The 19,573-nt window shown below is 43.5% G+C and carries 16 protein-coding genes and 2 pseudogenes; 7 read left to right on the top strand and 11 right to left on the bottom strand.

Going from position 1 to position 19,573, the window contains the following annotated elements; translation table 11 throughout:
- Positions 1 to 40: 40 nt before the first annotated feature.
- Positions 41 to 1,384 (bottom strand): TldD/PmbA family protein, encoded by a 1,344-nt coding sequence (locus ACWGOO_RS04690; RefSeq protein ID WP_452481658.1) that lies wholly within the window; start codon positions 1,382 to 1,384, stop codon positions 41 to 43.
- A 3-nt stretch (positions 1,385 to 1,387) separates the two neighbouring features.
- On the bottom strand, positions 1,388 to 2,782 hold the full coding sequence (locus tag ACWGOO_RS04685; protein WP_452481657.1) for a TldD/PmbA family protein: 1,395 nt from the start codon (positions 2,780 to 2,782) through the stop codon (positions 1,388 to 1,390).
- Positions 2,783 to 3,197: 415 nt separating this feature from the next.
- Between ACWGOO_RS04685 and ACWGOO_RS04680 the strand changes: the two genes are divergently transcribed.
- Together ACWGOO_RS04680 and ACWGOO_RS04675 are read left to right on the top strand one after the other, a co-directional pair.
- Positions 3,198 to 3,422: a hypothetical protein gene (locus ACWGOO_RS04680; RefSeq protein ID WP_452481656.1), complete on the top strand. Its 225-nt coding sequence runs from the start codon at positions 3,198 to 3,200 to the stop codon at positions 3,420 to 3,422.
- The gene (locus ACWGOO_RS04675; RefSeq protein ID WP_452481655.1) at positions 3,419 to 3,649 is read left to right on the top strand and encodes an IS3 family transposase; all 231 of its coding nucleotides are present in this window, start codon (positions 3,419 to 3,421) and stop codon (positions 3,647 to 3,649) included. The genes ACWGOO_RS04680 and ACWGOO_RS04675 overlap by 4 nt, the downstream gene beginning before the upstream one ends.
- A 38-nt stretch (positions 3,650 to 3,687) precedes the next feature.
- Here ACWGOO_RS04675 and ACWGOO_RS04670 read toward each other — a convergent pair whose 3' ends face one another.
- The 3 genes and pseudogenes from ACWGOO_RS04670 to ACWGOO_RS04660 all read right to left on the bottom strand — a co-directional run bounded on the left by ACWGOO_RS04670 (position 3,688) and on the right by ACWGOO_RS04660 (position 5,940).
- Positions 3,688 to 4,257: an SF0329 family protein gene (locus tag ACWGOO_RS04670; protein WP_452481654.1), complete on the bottom strand. Its 570-nt coding sequence runs from the start codon at positions 4,255 to 4,257 to the stop codon at positions 3,688 to 3,690.
- Between the two features lie 195 nt (positions 4,258 to 4,452).
- A complete protein-coding gene (locus tag ACWGOO_RS04665) occupies positions 4,453 to 4,716 on the bottom strand; it encodes a hypothetical protein (RefSeq protein ID WP_452481653.1) in 264 nt (87 codons plus the stop codon).
- A gap of 92 nt (positions 4,717 to 4,808) precedes the next feature.
- Positions 4,809 to 5,940, bottom strand: a pseudogene (locus tag ACWGOO_RS04660) (IS3 family transposase).
- A gap of 614 nt (positions 5,941 to 6,554) precedes the next feature.
- On the opposite strand from ACWGOO_RS04660, the gene ACWGOO_RS04655 reads away from it, so the two are divergent.
- The 3 genes from ACWGOO_RS04655 to ACWGOO_RS04645 all read left to right on the top strand — a co-directional run bounded on the left by ACWGOO_RS04655 (position 6,555) and on the right by ACWGOO_RS04645 (position 10,869).
- Entirely contained in the window at positions 6,555 to 9,494 is a 2,940-nt protein-coding gene (locus ACWGOO_RS04655) for a contractile injection system protein, VgrG/Pvc8 family (RefSeq protein ID WP_452481652.1), read from the top strand.
- A gap of 110 nt (positions 9,495 to 9,604) precedes the next feature.
- A complete protein-coding gene (locus tag ACWGOO_RS04650) occupies positions 9,605 to 10,396 on the top strand; it encodes a hypothetical protein (RefSeq protein ID WP_452481651.1) in 792 nt (263 codons plus the stop codon).
- Between the two features lie 185 nt (positions 10,397 to 10,581).
- On the top strand, positions 10,582 to 10,869 hold the full coding sequence (locus ACWGOO_RS04645) for a hypothetical protein (protein ID WP_452481650.1): 288 nt from the start codon (positions 10,582 to 10,584) through the stop codon (positions 10,867 to 10,869).
- Between the two features lie 28 nt (positions 10,870 to 10,897).
- Here the strand turns inward: ACWGOO_RS04645 and ACWGOO_RS04640 are convergent, their stop codons facing one another.
- From ACWGOO_RS04640 to ACWGOO_RS04615, 6 genes and pseudogenes are all read right to left on the bottom strand, one after another.
- Positions 10,898 to 11,611: a recombinase zinc beta ribbon domain-containing protein gene (locus ACWGOO_RS04640; protein ID WP_452482032.1), complete on the bottom strand. Its 714-nt coding sequence runs from the start codon at positions 11,609 to 11,611 to the stop codon at positions 10,898 to 10,900.
- Between the two features lie 36 nt (positions 11,612 to 11,647).
- Positions 11,648 to 11,923 (bottom strand): annotated as a pseudogene (locus ACWGOO_RS04635) (recombinase family protein); the annotation flags it as partial.
- A 19-nt stretch (positions 11,924 to 11,942) separates the two neighbouring features.
- Positions 11,943 to 12,083, bottom strand: coding sequence for a hypothetical protein (locus ACWGOO_RS04630; RefSeq protein WP_452482031.1), 141 nt, complete (start codon positions 12,081 to 12,083; stop codon positions 11,943 to 11,945).
- 805 nt (positions 12,084 to 12,888) lie between these two features.
- Positions 12,889 to 13,413 (bottom strand): VOC family protein, encoded by a 525-nt coding sequence (locus tag ACWGOO_RS04625; RefSeq protein WP_452481649.1) that lies wholly within the window; start codon positions 13,411 to 13,413, stop codon positions 12,889 to 12,891.
- Positions 13,414 to 13,464: 51 nt separating this feature from the next.
- Complete coding sequence (locus tag ACWGOO_RS04620; protein ID WP_452481648.1) at positions 13,465 to 14,091, bottom strand: type 1 glutamine amidotransferase family protein; 627 nt, start codon at positions 14,089 to 14,091, stop codon at positions 13,465 to 13,467.
- Positions 14,092 to 14,204: 113 nt separating this feature from the next.
- Positions 14,205 to 15,167: a helix-turn-helix transcriptional regulator gene (locus ACWGOO_RS04615; protein ID WP_452481647.1), complete on the bottom strand. Its 963-nt coding sequence runs from the start codon at positions 15,165 to 15,167 to the stop codon at positions 14,205 to 14,207.
- Between the two features lie 545 nt (positions 15,168 to 15,712).
- Between ACWGOO_RS04615 and ACWGOO_RS04610 the strand changes: the two genes are divergently transcribed.
- Both ACWGOO_RS04610 and ACWGOO_RS04605 read left to right on the top strand, forming a co-directional pair.
- Positions 15,713 to 18,772, top strand: a complete 3,060-nt coding sequence (locus ACWGOO_RS04610; protein WP_452481646.1) for a CdiA C-terminal domain-containing protein — start codon at positions 15,713 to 15,715, stop codon at positions 18,770 to 18,772.
- A 6-nt stretch (positions 18,773 to 18,778) separates the two neighbouring features.
- On the top strand, positions 18,779 to 19,252 hold the full coding sequence (locus tag ACWGOO_RS04605; protein WP_452481645.1) for a hypothetical protein: 474 nt from the start codon (positions 18,779 to 18,781) through the stop codon (positions 19,250 to 19,252).
- Positions 19,253 to 19,573 lie beyond the last annotated feature (321 nt).

Raw genomic sequence — 19,573 nt, 5'->3', positions numbered from 1 at the left:
ACAAGCCGAAGGTCTGGAAAGATGGAGAACGCTCCAGTCGTTATGACCCTGAAATGGAGAGTGAAGCCAGCTTGAGAGATGGTGAAGTGCAGCTCCCTGTAAAACGCAAATCGTTACCAACCTCTTCAATCTGCTGCAACACGTCAAAAAAATTACCAGATACCGTAATCTGATTCACAGCTCTGACCACTTGCCCCTGCTCAATCCAGTACCCCAGACAAGCCAGCGAAAAATTACCGGAAGCCGTATTCGTACCTGCATGCAGTCCTTGCAGCTCCACAATCATCAAGCCACGATCCGTCTTGCGAATCATGTCCTCCAACGTAGAGGAGCCGGGTGCCACATATAGATTATGATACGACACCCCGATTTTACCGTTATAGCCGCTCTTGGAAGCGTTGGAGGTGCTTTGCACCCCAGCCTTGCGGGCTGTCTTGCGGTTATGGAAGTACGTCCGCAGTTCTCCGTCCTTTATGATTTCGTTACGGCGCGTCGCGCTGCCTTCGGCATCAAACATACTGCCTGCCGGAACGTTCTCCATAAGCGGATCATCGACCAGTGTGACGTTGGCGCTTGCCACCTTTTGACCCCATTTTCCAGCCAATCTTGAAAAGCCTTTATCCACCGACTCTGCTGAAAACACCGTCGTATACGCGGCCAACAACTGCGCCGCTGCATCATGACGGAAAATCACCGGGTAATTGTCGGATTGAATCGTGTGCGCACCCAGCTTGGAAACAGCCTCTTTTACGGCTTTATGCGCCACATCCGTAATATTAATTTCTTCCACACTTCGCAGGGAATAATCATGCCAGCCCCCGGTAACCGTCTCATTATGTTCTGTCGCAATGACGTATACATAAGCGGTAGCCAGACTTTTGCGGCGATGACAGTGCAGCCCTTTCGTGTTGACAATCAGGACTTCATTTTCACGAATGTTGACCGAGCAATGTCTGGCCATCACAATCCGTGGATCTGCGGCAAGCGCTGTACGCTCCATTTCTAGCGCAGCCTCCATGAGAATTTCAGGAGCCGTGTCAGCTAATGCGGCAGCATAGGCAGGCTGCTCAGGGTAGCTTGCAGAGCCTTCGAATAGTTCATCCTGTTCCTCGCTCTCCAAAATGTCCGCGTTGCTGCGTGCTTCTTCCAATAAAAAGTCGATCACGTCCGGCTCCAGCTTCTCCGTAGAGGCATAGCCCATTTTCCCGTTAATAACGCCCCGGAAGGAAAGCCCGCCATTTTCAACAATCGTGTACTGATCAATTTCTCCCTTCAGTACCTTTACCGAGATAGAACGTCCATTTACATAGTAGATTTCCATATCTGCGTAGCCGATTTCCCGACCTTTCGTGAACAACGCTTCCTGAAATTGCTGAATATTCATGGCCTATTCCCCCTTCCGTCCGCCGACGGTCATTTCGGACACTCGAATCGTCGGCTGTCCGCAGTTGACCGGAAGGCTTCCGCTGACCGAGCCGCACATTCCCTGCCCATGATCCAGATTATTGCCGACCCTATCAATATTCTGGAGCGTTTCAATCCCTTTTCCGATCAGCGTTGCACCTTTGACCGGCTCAGCAATTTTACCGTTGCGAATCATATACGCCTCTTCGACCGCAAAATTAAACTCGCTCGTCGAAGTATTCACCGAACCGCCACCCAGCGACTTGGCATAGATCCCGTACTCCGTATTTGCAATGATTTCTTCACGGGTCGAATCCCCGTTCGCAATAAACGTATTGTTCATGCGCGATGCAGGCGCGAATTTATAGGATTGTCTTCGTCCTGATCCCGTTGCAGGTACACCCATTTGACGCGAGCCCATTCGGTCGATTAGATATCCTTTTAGAATACCGTTCTCGATCAGTACGTTGCGCTGTGTCGGCGCTCCTTCATCATCGATATTGAGCGAGCCCCAGGCATTCCGAATCGTTCCATCATCCACAGCCGTGACGAGCGGCGAAGCCACCTGCTGTCCGATTTTGCCTGCAAACACGGACGTTCCATGCGCCACTGCCGTAGATTCCAGCCCGTGTCCACACGCCTCGTGAAAAAGAACGCCCCCGAAGCCGTTCTCAATCACGACAGGCAGTCTGCCGCTAGGCGCATATCCCGCTTTTACCATGGTTGTAGCAATACGAGCCGCGTCTCTCGCATTTTCTTCGATATTCAGGCTCTCCAGAAATTCAGTCCCCGCATAAGCTCCGGGCCCGCGAAAACCGGATTGTCTATGCTCCCCATCGGTCGCAATCGCACTTATTCTCATCCGTGTATACGTACGGGTATCCTCCACCAGTAGCCCGTTGCTATTGGCGATCAGTACGTTCTGGATTGAGTTGCTAATGCCAATGGAGGTTTGCAAGATGGAAGGATCGTATTGGCTTGCCGCCTCATGCGCACGTCTCATCATGTCGATCTTGGCGTGTTTCTGTGATCCGTCGGGAATGATGGCAATGGGATGGTGATTAGGGATGGCGTGGGGATGGAGTGTAATTGCATGTGTACCTGGCGCTCCACCACCGCGAATGGCCTTGGCGGCCGATTTGGCCAGTCGAATCAGGCTTTGTTCGCTCATATCACTGGTGTAGGCGTACACCGAAAAATGCTTCTTCATGATCCGAATGCCAATCCCGAAATCCCGGCCTGACAGCGCCGTATCCACGACTCCCCCGGTCATGCCCAGTTGTCCATTGGTACGATCCTCGACGAACACCTCTGCAAAATCTCCGCCCGTCTCCAGCGCGGCTTGCAGCATATCCTGAATCTGTGTTGGATGTATCATCACGTTCCTCCTCGTTTTTGCAATGTTTCTTATTGTACGGTTAAACGTTCAAGATAATATGCGGGTTCATATTTATTTCATATTTATTTCCCATAACTTTACTATACATGATGTTGGGAGTGGGTGTAACTATCCGGGTGGCGGTGTTGGATGGGGCGTGAAGATATATGAAGCGGGAATTAGGGAGGGAAAATGATAAAACCCGAGTTGACTGTGAAGGGTCATGTCGGGTTATCTGAGTAACTTGATGACTGGTTGGACTGAGAGAGTACGTGGATGTGAGGCCATTAGATAAACGGATCATTCTTCCGATCGCTGTTGCCTCCAGATTTTTGTAATTATATTTTAACGGTAAAAATCCGAGTTCAAAGGCGAACGCTCCGCTTCTTCAGAACGATTCCGTCTCCTCCGCTCTATGCTTGGGTTTGCTTCATTATTCAAGAAGCAAATGGTACAAATTTATGAAAATGGAAAAACCAGAGCAGCGATTGTGGAGGAATATGACCTCACAGCCTCAGCTTTAGACCGTTGGAGCAAACAAGCTCAGGCGACGGGTTCCTTCAAAGAGAAGGACAATCGCTCATCAGGAGAATCTTTCACAAGAATCGAAAAGCCTACGCCACACGCAAGATCAAAGTGAAGCTCCACAAGCGCGGGTTCATCGTCTCCAGACGCCGCATTGGCCGCATCATGAAAGAACAGGGGCTCGTTTCCACCTACACGGTGGCACAATATAAGCCCCATAAAACGGCATGTAACGATGCGACGACGGCGAATATTCTGAAGCGGGAGTTCGAGCAAACGGAAGCTAAACGCTTCGTCGTCAGTGATTTGACGTATGTGAAAGTCCAGAACCGATACTGTTGACTAGTCTTGAATACTCTTTCAATGAAAGTTATTTATTTTCATAACGTACTACGCCGTAGTTCATAAAAATACTGCACAATTGGATGCTTTAACTTCATCTTCTCGGTCATGTTTAATATTCGCTTTTTTCCAACTCGTCTGTCCACTAAAGCTAGAATATTCAATAAGATATCATTACTCTCTAAGCTTTCCTCTATAGAAATAGATAAAAACTGATTAGCGACAACGATAAAATTGGATTTACTTAATGAAGCCTGTGCTGACAAAATATCCTTTGCATATTCTGATATTTTTCTACTTCTTGCAATTACTTTTAGACGATCCTCCGGAATGATTCCCTTGGTATCTTTTCTGATCGCTTCAATTTCTTCATCGTTGATAGGAACTTGGATATTGGGATCACTCTTCATTTCCTGATCCGACTGATACCATCTGATTGAGCTCGTTGTATCACTCATATTGAGTACGTTCTTTTTATCTACAGCGATATAACAAATTCCAGATTTATCAGGTAAATACCGGTAGCTGGTTGCCCGGTATTCAACTCTTCCATATAACGCAGGACAGAGGAAACTCTCCAGATGTTGCTTCAATTTGCTCCAGGACATATATCCCCCTATGTTCTCAAAGCCTACTACCAGTATTTGCGGCTGTCAGGCTTTCTTATTTGAAAGATGAGGCAGTTTATTTGAATCACTCTGTATCTTACATTCATTTAATCTGTTTTCTGAAGCGCATGGGTCATAAAATTCTTAACCAGCACCGCCACACCATCCATTCCAAAAGATGTACCAAATTCAGCATTATAAGCTGTAATGGCATGGGTACAAACCTTGATTGGCGGCAAGCATACCGTCATTGTTTGAAGTGTTTTGACTAAATGTTACCGCAACTTTTAACCATTGTCCGCCATTCTTCTTATTTTCTTCGTTGACACGTTGAAACTCATTAAAATACATCATTGCCATTGGCGTACTTGCTTTACCACCACCCACGTGAGTTGTAAACAAAGGTTTATATTTTCCTTTATTAGAACGATTACGCCAATTTTTTAAAATGTCTTGCACTACTAACTTGATATGATCCGAATTTTCATCGTAGAAACTTGGACTACTGTCAATAGAATGGACACCCCACGTCGAGAACTTCAAGCGGGTTTTCAGTACAATCGTTCATACTGATTTGGAGATACATAACCTAGGGAAGAGTGAATTCGTTTTCCATTATAAAAGCATGTAATATATTCGAAAATCTGCTTCTTTGCCTCACGACGGGTTTTGTAGTGGTCTAATTAAATCAGTTCCTTCTTTAGAACGCTGTGAAAGGATTCGATACAGGCGTTGTCATAACATTTCCCCTTGCGGCTCATGCTGCCTTTCATGTGGTACTTAACCAGCTTAGCTGATACTCGTGAGATGCGTATGGGCTCCCTCGATCCGAAGATGCAGAACCCCTTTGCCCGGTCGTTGGAAACGATAGGCTTGGTCAAGGGCCTGAATGACTAACTCTTTAGTCATCCGAGAATCCATGTGGAATCCTACGATTTTGTGGCTGTACAAGTCCATCACGCTCGCCAAATAAAGCCAGCCTTCATCGGTGGGAATATACGTAATATCCGTCATCCACACCTCGTTTGGAGCCTCAGCAACAAACGGCTGGTTTAAAAGGTTCTCATGAACAGGCAGTTGGTGTTTGGAGTTCGTAGTTGCTTTGTATTTTTTCACGGTTCTGGACGTTAAACCAAGCTCCTTCATGATTCGCACGACCGTTTTTTCCGACACGACAACTCCTTCCTGAACCCAAGCTTTATGAATCTTCCGGCTGCCCTACAAACGGCTTGAATCCAAGAAGATCCGGCGGATACGTTGTAAGAGCTTTTCCCGTAGTTGTTGTCGTTCTTTATGAATCGTTCGAGTTTGTACCCATCTGTAATAGCCGCTTCGTGAAACACTAAACACCGCACACATCTTTGCAACACGACACTGGAAGCGGTGATCATATAGATCAGCGTCGGTCTTTGGCAAAGTAGTGCATCGCCTTTTTTAGAATATCGTTCTCCTCTTCCAGATCACGAATGCGTTTGTGGAGTTCTCTTGTGGCTTGATCCGCTGGCTTCAGGTTCCCACTGCCAGGGAAAGCCTGTTTCCATCTTGGTTATGTTCAGCTACCCAACGATACAGCGTGTTCGCGGAGATGCCCCATTCTCTCGCCACTGGAGAGACAGGTTTACCTTCTTCTTGAATCATTTGAACGGTTTGAACTTTAAGAGCCTTGTCGTAGTTTTTACTCATAGGGACGCACCTCGAATGTATTTGATTTTATTCTCGCATTCTCGATTCTCGGTGTCCACTTTTTAGTCTAGCATCATATGTATGTAAATAAAATATGTCCCAGCACTCAATCCTAATGCTATTTTTTGAACGCAGGAACATATTCAAATTACTCTTAAACCCTCGTTCATCAATGCTTCTTATCTCGATATATTACTACCACACACTCCACATGTGTCGAGACGATGGAAAGGATATACTCCCTCTTACCACCTATTATATGCTTTTTTCCACTCTACATTTCCCTCCCATATCACCTACTTCCAAAAATGCACATAGTAAATCCCCCAACGAATGGATCATCCTGTAAACTAACTCTCTCTTTTAACCGATAAATACATATGATGGGTTACTTAATAAGTATCTCCTATTGCTATTTTGTACCTTGAATGAGTGCTTACTTGGGACACCTGTATCCGATTAAGAGTGCTTTTGTACCAAACACACCCTGTGATACATATCGGTCTTGACCCCACGTTGCACCCATCCGTGTCTTCTATAATCAGAAGCGAATTAAAAATGACATACTTTACTTGGAAATAATCGTCACATCTAGAAAGGAGTCATGAACTCACTTGAGCCTATTATCAGATGGGATCGGGTATGAAAGCCTGCGCTTGTATGGTCCCTTTCAGCCACAACACATCGAACAACTTCAAATCACACGTACCATTAATGATCATGCCTATTTACACATCAGTGGCATGCTCTCCGAAGAACAGAGAGCGAATTGTATTAGTCAAAATATGGAGCAAGAGCCGATTGTGATTCGTCAGTTGGATGATCAGGGACAATCGCTAAGAATACTGTTTCACGGAATCGTTACGCAAATGTCTGTGAATTGCACACGGGGAGTATACACCTTTGAACTGGAGGCCGCTTCCCATTCCTATCAAATGGATATCAAGCTGAAAAGACGCTCCTATCAAGATATTCACCGTACTTATGATGATCTGGTCACTACGATGGTGCGGAAGTATCAGTACGGAGATGCCATTGATACCGTCACGAACTATGCCAAATTGGACACTTTTGTTTTACAATATGAAGAGACCGATTGGGCGTTCTTAAAACGTCTCGCTTCTCGCTTTGGCTCCGTACTTGTGCCAGAGGTAACCGCAGCTTCGCCCAAGGTCTTTTTTGGGATGCCAGAAGGTAAGCAGCATAAAGTGGAACGGGATGTATTTTATCGGGTGCGGAAAACGTTTCATGAACTGGATGCGGAAAAACCGGGAGAACAACGTGCTAGCTCGTATGTCACCTATATGATTGAAAGCCTGCAATACTATGCGCTGGGTGACCTGATTACGTTATCCATTGGACAAGGCAAAGAGTTGGTCGTCGTTCGGGCAGTGACACGGTTAGAGGATGGCTTACTGCGTACCCGTTACGATCTCCAAGCGGAACAGAATATTCGCTATGCCCGGTATGAAAACGATCAGGCCACCGGAATTTCGCTGACAGGAACAGTGCTCAAGGTACAGCAGGATTTCGTACAGCTTCAACTGGACATCGACCCGAAGCAAGATCCTGCCAAAGCCTGTTGGTTTCCGGTAGCGACTCGATATGTAGCCGAAGAACATAGTGGCTGGTACGATATGCCTGAGATCGGGGAACAAGTCGAGTTATATCTGCCTACACACCGCGAACAGGATGCCTATGTAACGGATTCGCTGCGACAACAACGCCACGCAAATGGACAGCCGAATGTGAAGGTTTGGCAACATGTGCAAGGTAGCGGCGTAGACATGTCTGAGCAAGAACTGACCCTTTCTACCTCGGATGGATTTTCCATTACACTGCACGAGGATACGGGCATCACCATCCACAGTCCGGGGGATGTACAGATTCAGGGTGGTCATGTGAAGCTCGATGCAGGTGAGGAACTTTCGCTCAAGGCTGGAACGGCGCTGTATCTAAAAGGCGGAGAAAGTAGCATGGTGCTCGATGGTGAGACGGATACCAAAGCTCCAGTGATTTATCAGGAAGGGACAGTGAAAGCTCCCGTTTTTGTGATGGATCTCCCTCCTGTGCCTGAACCACCATTAATGAGTATCAAAGCATATGAAGCAGCTCAATCAGCAGCCAAGAGCAGCCAACCCCCTACTCCTAAAGCAAAAATTACGACTCCAGCAGCGCTTCAGCAGGCCAATGCCATGATGGGCACGGTATCCAAACTATTAGGCTCCATTCCGGTAGTGGGGAACGTGGCCAATGTGATGTTGAATACGGTGGGTGGGCCAGCAGGTAAAGTAGCAGCAACTATTTTACAAGTAACCGCAGCGATCCCCGTTCGGAGCAAAGGAACGCCTACTGTTGGAGGTAGTAGCAAGAGAAGCGAAGTTCATCCGTTGAAATACTTGGCTGGTTTAGCAATGCAAGGGTTGATTAGTCAATACGAGCATGAGCAAGCGAGACAAGCCTACTATAGCAAGTGGATACTAGGGAAAGTGTACACGAGTGCGCGTCATGTGGCGGATTCCGGTGGCCCACTGGAGCTGGTTAAGAACTTGTTGAAAGAGTCTAATGCCATGGCTCATGCGTATCAGCAAGTTCCGGTAGATCTTAGACAACGCTGGAGAGCAAATTATGACAGCTATATGGCTCAACAAGCAAAGCCAAAGCAAGAAGAGGAATCTCAGCAGTCATGGTGGAAACGAGGATTAGAGAAGCAAGGGGAGGCTGAATTACTAAACGCAGAACTACAGTTAGAAGGAACCCGGATTAGCAGTGAAATAGCATGGGATGCTACTCAAGGAGCATACCAAGCTGGTTTAAGAAGTGTATCACATGGTAAACATCATATTGACTACAACCCAAAACACCCGATTGCAGGTAAAACAGGTGAAGTGATAGGAGATGTGTACAGCACTATAGCTGGAGTTGGAGAGATGATGATTGGTACGGGGGGAGAGATTGGTGGCTTTCTCCTTGATGGAACGGTCGTATTGTCTCCGGCTGGTGTGTTGGTGAATGTTGCATCTGCCGGTATGATTTATCATGGAGGTGTGATGTCCTATCATGGGACGTCGAATGCAGGAGGAGATTCTGCTGAACTTTGGAAAATGATTAAAGATGAGGGCAAACATGGACCTACGCCTCCTAAGCCGAGCAAACCTAACGAGAAACCGCCCAATACTCAAGCAACAGATAATCCTTCTCCAGAAAAATTGTTAGGTATTAAACATGCCAACATGAAAAATCCAAGAGATGCACTTAACGAAAAGATTTCACTAGATGAAAGACTATTAAAGAAAACGCAGAAACCAGAACGTAGACATCTTACTAAAGAAGAAAAGAAAATAGCCAATCAACACCTTGATGATCTTGCAGCTCGTAAGAATGGGAATGCAGATGCTGCGAAAAGATTATCGGAATTTAGAGATCATCCCCGTGACGATGGTTGGAATAGTTTAGATCTCATGGAGGGGAATACAGGAGCATCTAATAAAATGAGACTACTTTATAAAGAGGAAAATGGCGTTATAGACTGGAAAATTATTCAGAATCATTGAAATATGAGGACGAGTTATAAAGTAAGTAAATCATTTTTAGGCTAGCCGACCAAAAGAATATAGCTAAATATTAAGATGATTCTTAATCTGAACGTGAGAGGAAGAAATGTATGGTTGAAAAAATTATGCAGCTAATAACAAACGCTACTTTAGATGAAGATGATAGTGTTATAGTAACTGCTCTGAAGTTATTAAAGAATGATTGCAATTTAGAAGAATTAGAAGGTGACTACTTTGCTCAACTTGTTAGTATGATTCCTCTGGTTAAAGAACAGAGTACAAAGGCGCTTTTAATCGAAACAATTGTGGAATCTCCAGAATTCATTAGCGACGATACGATACTGGACGAATATGTGAAACTTATATCAGAAGGTGCGACTAACGTTCAGGAAGCTGCAAGATGTTTAGGTGCATTTACTGCCTCCGGCTCTACAAACAATCAGATATTCTTACAATTGGCCAATAAATTAAATAATAAATTTGCCGTTGAAATACTAGTTTCAATGGGGCGTTCTAATTGGGGAGAAATCCCTCATTACCTAGGATCATTTGCTCAAGAGGTTCAAATAGCACAAAGAATAAGATATCGTTCAGGAATAATTGCAGCCTTTTTATTAATTGTTCATCCTCTGTGTTCAAAATATGCTCATATCAGTTCGTTAACTTTTGGGTATCCATTTACCGAAGCGGCTGTGAATGATTGGGCGTGGGTAACTCCAAAAAACACAGAAAATATAGTACAAAAGAAAATAGTAACTTCTAGGGAAGCTGACGTATTAGTGAAATTAGGGGGCATATTACGATATAATACGAACTTGAATTCAAATGAAACTGTAAAACTTTACACCGAGTTTTTTGAAGATAAAAATCCATTTGATGTTATTTACACTTTACCAAAATAAAAATTCTTACGCCCAAGAAGTCAAGGCGGGAGTATTTTGTTTTTTATTGGACTTATTTTTGTGGTCGTACAATCTATGTAAGAAGTATGAAACACATTTCTATCTTCTTCAAAAACAATAACTTGCCATCCCTCCCTATCAGAGTTAACATACACACACTTCAACCACGGGAGGGGAATCATAATATGTCAAATTGGCCAGATTGGTTTCAGGAGGCATTACGCCAACGTTTTTATCAATTAGAACTAGCCAGTGAACAACAGGCTTCATATTCAACAGAGAACAAAAATCTATTCGCTCAAATGGATCGATTTAAAATCAACCATAACGAGGATATCCAACGCTTGTTATCCGAATGGGAAGAAGCTATAGGTTATCAGCTAAGTCAGGACAAACAATCTATCTATATGGAAGGAGTTAAAGACGGGATTCGATTAATTCTTCCCGTCATGCACTCCACAGTTACTCGTTAGCCTACTGATAGTGTTAGCCTATGATTTTTTAGTCCAATATTTCATCTATGTCCATTCCACTTTTCAAGGTAAAAACAAAATGCGCTGGTGAGAGAACGGTTATCTTCTCCACCAACGCATTGAATAGGTTATCATCAAATTGTTCCAGTATATCTTGCCGCGAGTTTAAAAGTTGAATAATCTCATCTACACGCTCCTTGATTTTCGCTTGCTGCTCATGCTCCTGCTCCAGTGTCAGCTTCTGTTGTCGTAGCTCGTTGAGTTCACTTGGAAGCCTGTTTGTTTCTTCATCATATACGGCCTCATCAATCTGATTCCGTAGCTTAAGATTCACTAATTCCTTCAAGTCTGATTTCAATTGTTGAATCTGTCCTTCGATATCCAATAGCGGTTCTTGCCCTATTTTGCTGGAAAGCACCGATTCAATATTGGCTTTCAGCGTTTTAATCCATCTTTTCTTGTTCTCATACATCCGGTTGAACAATCGTACAAACGCATAATGTAAAACTTGTTCATCGACCGATTTGGCATCACAGGCTGCTTTACCTTCATTGACATACGTTTTGCATTGCCACACCACTTTTTTAGATGGATTATTGCTGTTCCAGGTTCGGCGCTTAAAAATAGCTCCGCAGCATCCACAATATACTTTGCTACTGAGTGCGTATTTACTGGAGTATCTTTTACCATCCCCCATGACATTACCTTTTAGCTTGGCTCTCCGTTCCTTTTCCTTTTGCACCGCTTCGAATATTTCCTTGGAAACAATGGGTTCATGGTTGTCCTCAATTAAATATTGCTGCTCCTGTCCTTTATTCCTTATTCATTTATGGGTTAGAAAACCTACAGTCACCGTCTTTTGCTGAAGCAAGGCTCCGTAATATTTCTCATTGGGCAGAATTAAGGTAATGGAGGAATCCCACCAGGTATCGCCACTCGTGACTGTTTTAATGTGATCTCGCATCAAACCTCTGGCTATCGCCTGATAGCTTTTCCCGTCTAAATACTCCTCGTATATACTGCGTACAATCTCTGCTTCCGACTCGTTAATCACCAATTCACCATGTTCATCCTTATCGTAGCCGAGGAAACGATTCGTGTTGCAGAATCAGATCCAGTTTACCGTTTCGAGCATCCTGTATCATCCGATTAAAATGTGTTCTATTTTTGGTACTGGTTCCAGTGATCCCTTCATCAGCATAGATATCAGCCATTTCCCATTCCAAGTTGCTTTGAATGTACTTTGTATAATGATTGACCTGATTGGTATAGCTCTTTAAATAAGCAATCTGAACTGGAAAACAGATGTAGAGAAGCGAAAATAAGCAGTTCATCCTCAACCGTGGATCGGCTGCTTATTTTCTATGAGCTTCACCATTTGTTTTAGATTTGCAATCCCCATAGGGAAAATATACCTATATTGGGCTGACCGCACCGAATCCTATAAGTGTGGTCATTCGTCAAAGTGTTTTTTCGAAATCGTACTGACTTCGACAGCCTGCGTCAATGCAAAAGGATGGGCTGCTGTCATGCACCTGCGGAGCAGAACAACAGGCTTACTTGGCGGTTGAATTCTATGGTATGGGCTTTTTGCTGATTGTAGTGAATGAGTAGCTACAGGACATCCCTCATAATAAAAGCCGCTCTTTTTACGAAGTGTTTGCAAACCTCTGGGGTATACGCTCTGCGTGCCTTTTGAATAAAAATAATATATGCCCGCACTCAACCCTCGTACAACTTCTTGAGTGTGGGCATATATTAGAATTTATTTCCATCTATTGCATATCAATGCTTTTTTGTTCCTATATATTACTACCATCCACATGCCTTGTGGTGGTGATAATGATGCCGTATGAAGCTCGTAGTTCCTTGGCGACACGGTATATTTTCGAAAGATTACTTTTTCAACCTCAAATTTTGAAGTTTCTATTTTCGCCAACGATTTGGCACCAGCGTTTCTATTACATCATCTCAGCAAACTGTCACTTTTAACACTTTTTATTAAGACAGTTATTGCATTTATTCTCCACTAAAGCTTTTGGCCCATTCAGCAACCCTCCGACTACTTTCTTCTTCTGACAAATCCTCAATCCTAGTCATAATAGACCATCTTACTCCAAAAGGATCCAATATACTTGCGAATCGATCACCTGAAACAAAGCTTACAACCGGTTCCCTTACTTTTGCTCCTCTTGCTACCGCATTTTCAAGTACCTGATCAACATTCATTACGTAAATCCCTAAAGAATAACACGCATTGTCTTCATCTGGCGGCAAGACCAATTTATATGCCGGATTCGCTGCTCCCAGCTGCAAAAAACCATTTCCAAAATCTAATTCCGCATGAGCAATTATTTTATCCCCATTTCCATCAGGATATTCAATAATATTTTTAACCCTTGCATTGAAAACGGTTTTATAGAACTCTATGGCCTCAGAAGGATTCTTCACTGTTATAAATGGGGTAATAGATGTACAGCCGTTGGGTGTTCCATTCTTTGTATATTTACCTGACACTCCCATATACTCTCTGCTTTCAGTCATTTTTACTCCTCCTTTAAATGATCGTAACATATCAATTTTATGCTTATACCTTCATTGGATTGAATTCATCAACTCATAGAAATATTTAGATTCATGAGTCTTATTAAGACTATACCAGGCATCTAATGTTTTTGAAGAAAACACACCCAGAGCTTTCAAGACGTGCACAGAAAATTCCAACGGAGCTATTCCAGATGCAGTGATCAGTTTTCCATCAGTTACAACAGACTCCATTTTGTAATACTTTTCGCCCGCGTAAGTAGGACAGACCATTTTAAGGTATTCCAGATCATTGCTTGTATGCCAACGTGAATTCAGCAATCCTGTCTGGGCAAGTCCCATTGTAGCACCACAAATCGCTGCAACCAATACACCTTCCTTTAAACACCTCTCAACGATTTTTAAGATGGGTTGGTGAATTGTTTCTGTCCATGTATCTCCACCGGGTAAAATCAATGTATCCGTGCTTTCAATGCTGCACTCATCCAGTTTGATGTCAGGCAGTATTTTCAATCCGCCCATTGTAGTTACAGGAGTCTTTTCAATTCCCACGGTAACTATTTTTGATGGGGCCAGCCCCTTTTTATAATATCTCCCCGAGTTCAGTTCGGCAGTTAAGTAACCTATTTCCCAGTCTGCCATTGTGTCAAACACATAAAGATATACCGTATTATTCATTCGCAAGTTCTCCTTATTTTACAATTCATCAAGCGATACCAACCATCCATCGGTAATCAATGATTATCATCATTATAAAATAGCTTCACTGACATCTGCTGTCAGTGAAGCTATTAAAGTTGATAATATTCCATTAACTCCGACGCAACAGCAACAAGTTTTTCCTTCAAACTCTGTGGTTCGATTACTTGAATGGATTTCCCGTAGGGTAGGAGAAAATAAGGGACATATATATGAATTGATTTTTCCTCAAGTAAAAAGATTGCTTGATTTGATGTCCGCTCTTTCAGATGATGCCCCAAAAACCAATGCAGGCATAAGTCATCCAATGCCTCTGACCTGCCTCCGATAATTAAAGAAATTAACCCGTCCTTGCCCACCAAATCAGGTAACAGATTTTGCATAAAAAATCCACGGGCCGAAAAAGCTTCGGGACGCTTAAATATGATTTGAGTACGCTTGATTTGTAGAATTCGATCTGCCCGAAAGCTGCGGATCTCATTCCTTAGGTGGCAAAATGCAACAGTATACCATTTATTGTTCCAGTAAACCATTCCATAGGGGTCTATCACCCTATTCTTGGGTTGTTCTTCATGGCTTGTGCGATAATCCATTTCTACAGAGAATTCATTTGCTACAGCCTGCTCCAATTCCGCCAATACCGGCTGAAGAGAAGGGTCTCCCATGCGGTTTATAACTTCAAATCCGGCTAAATGACGACTAAGTATACTTTCCTGCTCCTGATTCGAATACATTTTCAATTTTGATGTCGCATTGCCTAATGCCTCACTCAAAGGGTATCCGGCTTCTTTTGCAAAAACAGCAGCATGAAGGAGTGCCTTTTTTTCCTCAATATCAAATAGCAGAGGTGCTCTGATAAAATTATTCAGCAAGCTATACCCGCCATTATGACCTGTGTCGGATATTATAGGCACTCCACTGGCACACAGTGCATCAATATACCGATAAACTGTCCTTATATTTATTTCTAACTTTTCGGATATTTGTTTTGCAGTCATTTTTACGCCCGAATTCAGCATCCATAGAATTGCCAGCATATTATCGTTTTTTGGCATAACATGAACCCTCATCTTTCATTAAACCTCAATATTTTATAAAAATCTTTTTTATCTTCTCAAGGATCGCACTAAATGATTAGCTTTGCGAATCGCCTGCATCCCTTTATTCATCAATCTTTCAGCTTTTCAATCCTCACGAAGCATTCAACGTGTGTCGAGACGATGGAAAGGATATACTCCCTCTAATCACCTATTATATACTTTTTTCTTTCCTACACTCCCCTCCCATATCACCTGCCTCCAAAATACACATAGTAAATACCCCAACCAATGGGTCATTCTGTAAACTAAATCTCTCCTTTAACCGATAAATACATATGTTGGGTTGCTTAATAAATATCTCCTCTTGCCCTTTTGTACCTTGAATGAATGCTTACTTGGGACACCTGTATCCGATTAAGAGTGTTTTTGTACCAAACACACCCTGTGATACATATCGGTCTTGACCCAACGTTGCACCCATCCGTGTCTTGACCCGAATTAAAAACGACATGCAATAGTTAGAAATAATAATCACATCTAGAAAGGAGTCATGAACTCACTTGAGCGCTTTGTCAGATGGAATCGGCTATGAAAGCCTGCGCTTGTATGGTCCTTTTCAGTCACTACACATTGAATACCTTCAAATAACACGTGCCATTAATGATCATACCTTTTTACATATCCGTGGGTTGCTCTCCGAAGAACAGGGAGCCGCATGCATCGGACAAAATATGGAGCAGGAGCCGATTGTGATTCGTCAGTTGGATGATCAGGGACAATCGCTAAGAATACTGTTTCACGGGATCGTTACGAGTATGTCTGTACATTGTGTACGAGGCGTGTATACGTTTGAACTAGAGGCTGCATCCCATTCGTACCAGATGGATATCAAGGTGAAAATACGCTCCTATCAAGATATTCATCGTACCTATGATGATCTGGTCACTGCACTGGTTCGAAAATATCAGTACGGAGATGCCATTGATACCGTCACGAACTATGCCAAATTGGACACTTTTGTTTTACAATATGAAGAGACCGATTGGGCGTTCTTAAAACGTCTCGCTTCTCGCTTTGGCTCCGTACTTGTGCCAGAGGTAACCGCAGCTTCGCCCAAGGTCTTTTTTGGGATGCCAGAAGGCAAGCAGCATAAAGTGGAACGAGATGTATTTTACAGGGTACGAAAAACGTTTCATGAGCTGGATGCGGAAAAGCCCGGAGAACAACGTGCTGGCTCGTATGTCACCTATATGATTGAAAGCCTGCAATACTATGCGCTGGGTGACCTGATTACGTTATCCATTGGACAAGGCAAAGAGTTGGTCGTCGTTCGGGCAGTGACACGGTTAGAGGATGGCTTACTGCGTACCCGTTACGATCTCCAAGCGGAACAGAATATTCGCTATGCCCGGTATGAAAACGATCAGGCCACCGGAATTTCGCTGACAGGAACAGTGCTCAAGGTACAGCAGGATTTCGTACAGCTTCAACTGGACATCGACCCGAAGCAAGATCCTGCCAAAGCCTGCTGGTTTCCCGTGGCCACCCGTTATGTCGCTGAAGAGCATAGTGGCTGGTACGATATGCCTGAAATCGGGGAACAGGTCGAACTGTATCTGCCTACAAATCGCGAACAAGATGCCTATGTGACGGATTCGCTGCGACAACAACGCCACGCGAATGGACAGCCAAATGTGAAGGCGTGGCAACATGTGCAAGGTAGCGGCGTAGACATGTCTGAGCAAGAACTGACCCTTTCTACCTCGGATGGATTTTCCATTACACTGCACGAGGATACAGGCATCACCATCCACAGTCCGGGGGATGTACAGATTCAGGGTGGTCATGTGAAGCTCGATGCAGGTGAGGAACTTTCGCTCAAGGCTGGAACGGCGCTGTATCTAAAAGGCGGAGAAAGTAGCATGGTGCTCGATGGTGAGACGGATACCAAAGCTCCAGTGATTTATCAGGAAGGGACAGTGAAAGCTCCTGTTTTTGTGATGGATCTCCCTCCTGTGCCTGAACCACCATTAATGAGTATCAAAGCATATGAAGCAGCTCAATCAGCAGCCAAGAGCAGCCAAGCCCCTACTCCCAAAGCAAAAATCACGACTCCAGCAGCGCTTCAACAGGCGAATGCCTTGATGGGGACAGTATCCAAGCTATTAGGTTCCATTCCAGTGATGGGAAAAGTGGCTGGCGTTGTTGCAGGAGCGCTAAGTGGACCTGCAGGAGGTGTGATTCTGAGAGCAACCGCAGCGATCCCTGTTCGGAGCAAAGGAACCCCTACCGTTGGAGGCAGTAAGGGGGACGGCATTCATCCGCTCAAACACTTGGCTGGTCTAGCACTCCAAGGATTGATTAATCAGTATGAGCATGAGCAAGCGAGACAAGCCTACTATAGCAAGTGGATTTTGGGGAAAGTGTATACGAGTGCGCGTCATATAGCACATTCCGGTGGCCCATTAGAGCTGGTTCAAAGCCTACTGAAAGAGTCTAATGCCATGGTTCATGCGTATCAGCAGATTCCGGTAGATCTTAGACAACGCTGGAGAGCAAATTATGACAGCTATATGGCTCAACAAGCAAAGCCAAAGCAAGAAGAGGAATCTCAGTCATGGTGGAACCGAGCATCAAAGACGATGGGTGATGCTTATATACTGAACGCACAACTACAGTTAGAAGAAGGCCGGGTTATCCGTGAAACGGCATGGGATGCTACTCAGGGAGCCAGTGAAACCATTAAGGTTAACATGTCGATGGGTTTATATAAGCAACGTGATTATAATCCCAAGCACCCGACAGCTGGCAAGGTAGGCGAGGTTGTAGGAAACGTGGTCAGTACTTTATTTGGTGCTGGGGAAGCAATCGCTGGGGCGGGAGGAGCAGGCGCTTCTGTGGTTGTGGTTGCGACTTCTGCAGGCGTATTAACTCCTGTAGGCGTACTGGCAGCAGCAGCATCCGCTGGTTTTATGGTTCATGGAGGAAAGGTTGCCTACAGTGGGGCGTCCAACACCGGAAGAAGCTCTGCTGAACTCTGGCAAATGATCAAAGATGAGGGCAAACAGGGGACTCCTAAGTCCTCTGGTAAGGGAACGAGTGAAACTACATCTTCAAAACCAGGCAATCCAAAGGAGAAACCGCCTAAAACTGAGGGGACAGGAAATGTTAATCTAACAGAACCTTCTTTACCTAAAGGTGGAAAACCTAAAGGAAACTACACAAAAGGTGATTCACACGGTATTAAGAAAGAGAGTGAAACAGCCGATCTAATGGCAGATCAAGGATATGACATTGAAATGCTAGATGAAGTAAACGGTGGTAATGGATACGGAGTAAAAGAGTCGTCAAATCCAGATTTCTTAATTGAAGGTAAGGTATTTGACTGTTATGCACCAACAATAGAAACAAATGTAGATAATATTCTTAGAAACGCAACAAAAAAGACTAAAACACAAACAGAAAGAATAGTTCTAAATTTAGATCAGTTCCCTTCTGAAAAAGTCGCCGAAATTATTCAAGGGATTTTAAGAAAAGCAAATCCAAACGGTGATTTAAAGAACTTAAAAGAACTATTTATTGTGAAAGATGGGGAAATTACACGAGTATTTGGGGGATAGAAGTGAATGGATTATGAATTGTTTTTACTATCTTATGTAGGTAATAATTCATTAGGTGAGATGCTGGAAAGATTTACGACTGAGTATGCGAACAAGAAGGCATCATTGAGTTGTAACGATGAGGAAATAGTTATTGGGTCGGAGCTATTTTCATTGGCTCTTGAAATTGAAGATATTTCTGATATCGCTTTTGTTAGAAATCATTATAACTTAGATGTAAATATTTGTATCAGAATTCAATTATTTAGTAATACATTTTATCAAGGACTAGAGCTTCTGTTTAAAATTATGGGAAGGCTTATAAGACATATTGATGGAAATCTATTATTTCTAGAAGATGGCTCAGCTCAGTTGCTTAGAATTGAGAATGGTCAGCTAATTGTCAATAACGCTTTAGACCAGTATCAGACGAAATATTTAACCCCAAGTCTACTTAGTCTACTTGACCGTCCTTACATTGAAAAAGAATTGTCAAACTAAGATGTAAATATGCATCAATCTGTGGGGCTACCCAGTCCCGGATGAATCCATCATTCAACCAATAACACATATAACCGATGTAATACCCGTATAAAGATTTCGTCATTTTGTTTGTACGTACAGTAATGCTTGAATTTTATACCCTAAATAACGTAATAGCGTTACATTGAACAGGTTGATTATGGTCAGATACCACCATAATTGACTTGTTTTTGTTATCCTTATATTACTTGAATAGGTTATTTTTATCAATATTTAAATCTACATATAACCCAAAATTCTCTTAATGAAAAATATATTTTTAAAGATAATTCAACATCC

This window comes from Paenibacillus sp. NPDC055715, assembly GCF_053617595.1.
Note: the sequence above shows the minus strand (reverse complement) of the source record. Positions and strands in the feature narration are given on the sequence as shown.

Bases quoted from the DNA above. Each gene is read 5' to 3' on its own strand.
- ACWGOO_RS04630 (WP_452482031.1), bottom strand. From the start codon at position 12,083: ATGGCTGATATCTATGCTGATGAAGGGATCACTGGAACCAGTACCAAA.
- ACWGOO_RS04605 (WP_452481645.1), top strand. From the start codon at position 18,779: ATGGATTATGAATTGTTTTTACTATCTTATGTAGGTAATAATTCATTA.
- ACWGOO_RS04615 (WP_452481647.1), bottom strand. From the start codon at position 15,167: ATGCCAAAAAACGATAATATGCTGGCAATTCTATGGATGCTGAATTCG.
- ACWGOO_RS04650 (WP_452481651.1), top strand. From the start codon at position 9,605: ATGGTTGAAAAAATTATGCAGCTAATAACAAACGCTACTTTAGATGAA.
- ACWGOO_RS04625 (WP_452481649.1), bottom strand. From the start codon at position 13,413: ATGACTGAAAGCAGAGAGTATATGGGAGTGTCAGGTAAATATACAAAG.
- ACWGOO_RS04645 (WP_452481650.1), top strand. From the start codon at position 10,582: ATGTCAAATTGGCCAGATTGGTTTCAGGAGGCATTACGCCAACGTTTT.
- ACWGOO_RS04690 (WP_452481658.1), bottom strand. From the start codon at position 1,384: ATGAATATTCAGCAATTTCAGGAAGCGTTGTTCACGAAAGGTCGGGAA.
- ACWGOO_RS04670 (WP_452481654.1), bottom strand. From the start codon at position 4,257: ATGTCCTGGAGCAAATTGAAGCAACATCTGGAGAGTTTCCTCTGTCCT.
- ACWGOO_RS04685 (WP_452481657.1), bottom strand. From the start codon at position 2,782: ATGATACATCCAACACAGATTCAGGATATGCTGCAAGCCGCGCTGGAG.
- ACWGOO_RS04680 (WP_452481656.1), top strand. From the start codon at position 3,198: ATGCTTGGGTTTGCTTCATTATTCAAGAAGCAAATGGTACAAATTTAT.
- ACWGOO_RS04620 (WP_452481648.1), bottom strand. From the start codon at position 14,091: ATGAATAATACGGTATATCTTTATGTGTTTGACACAATGGCAGACTGG.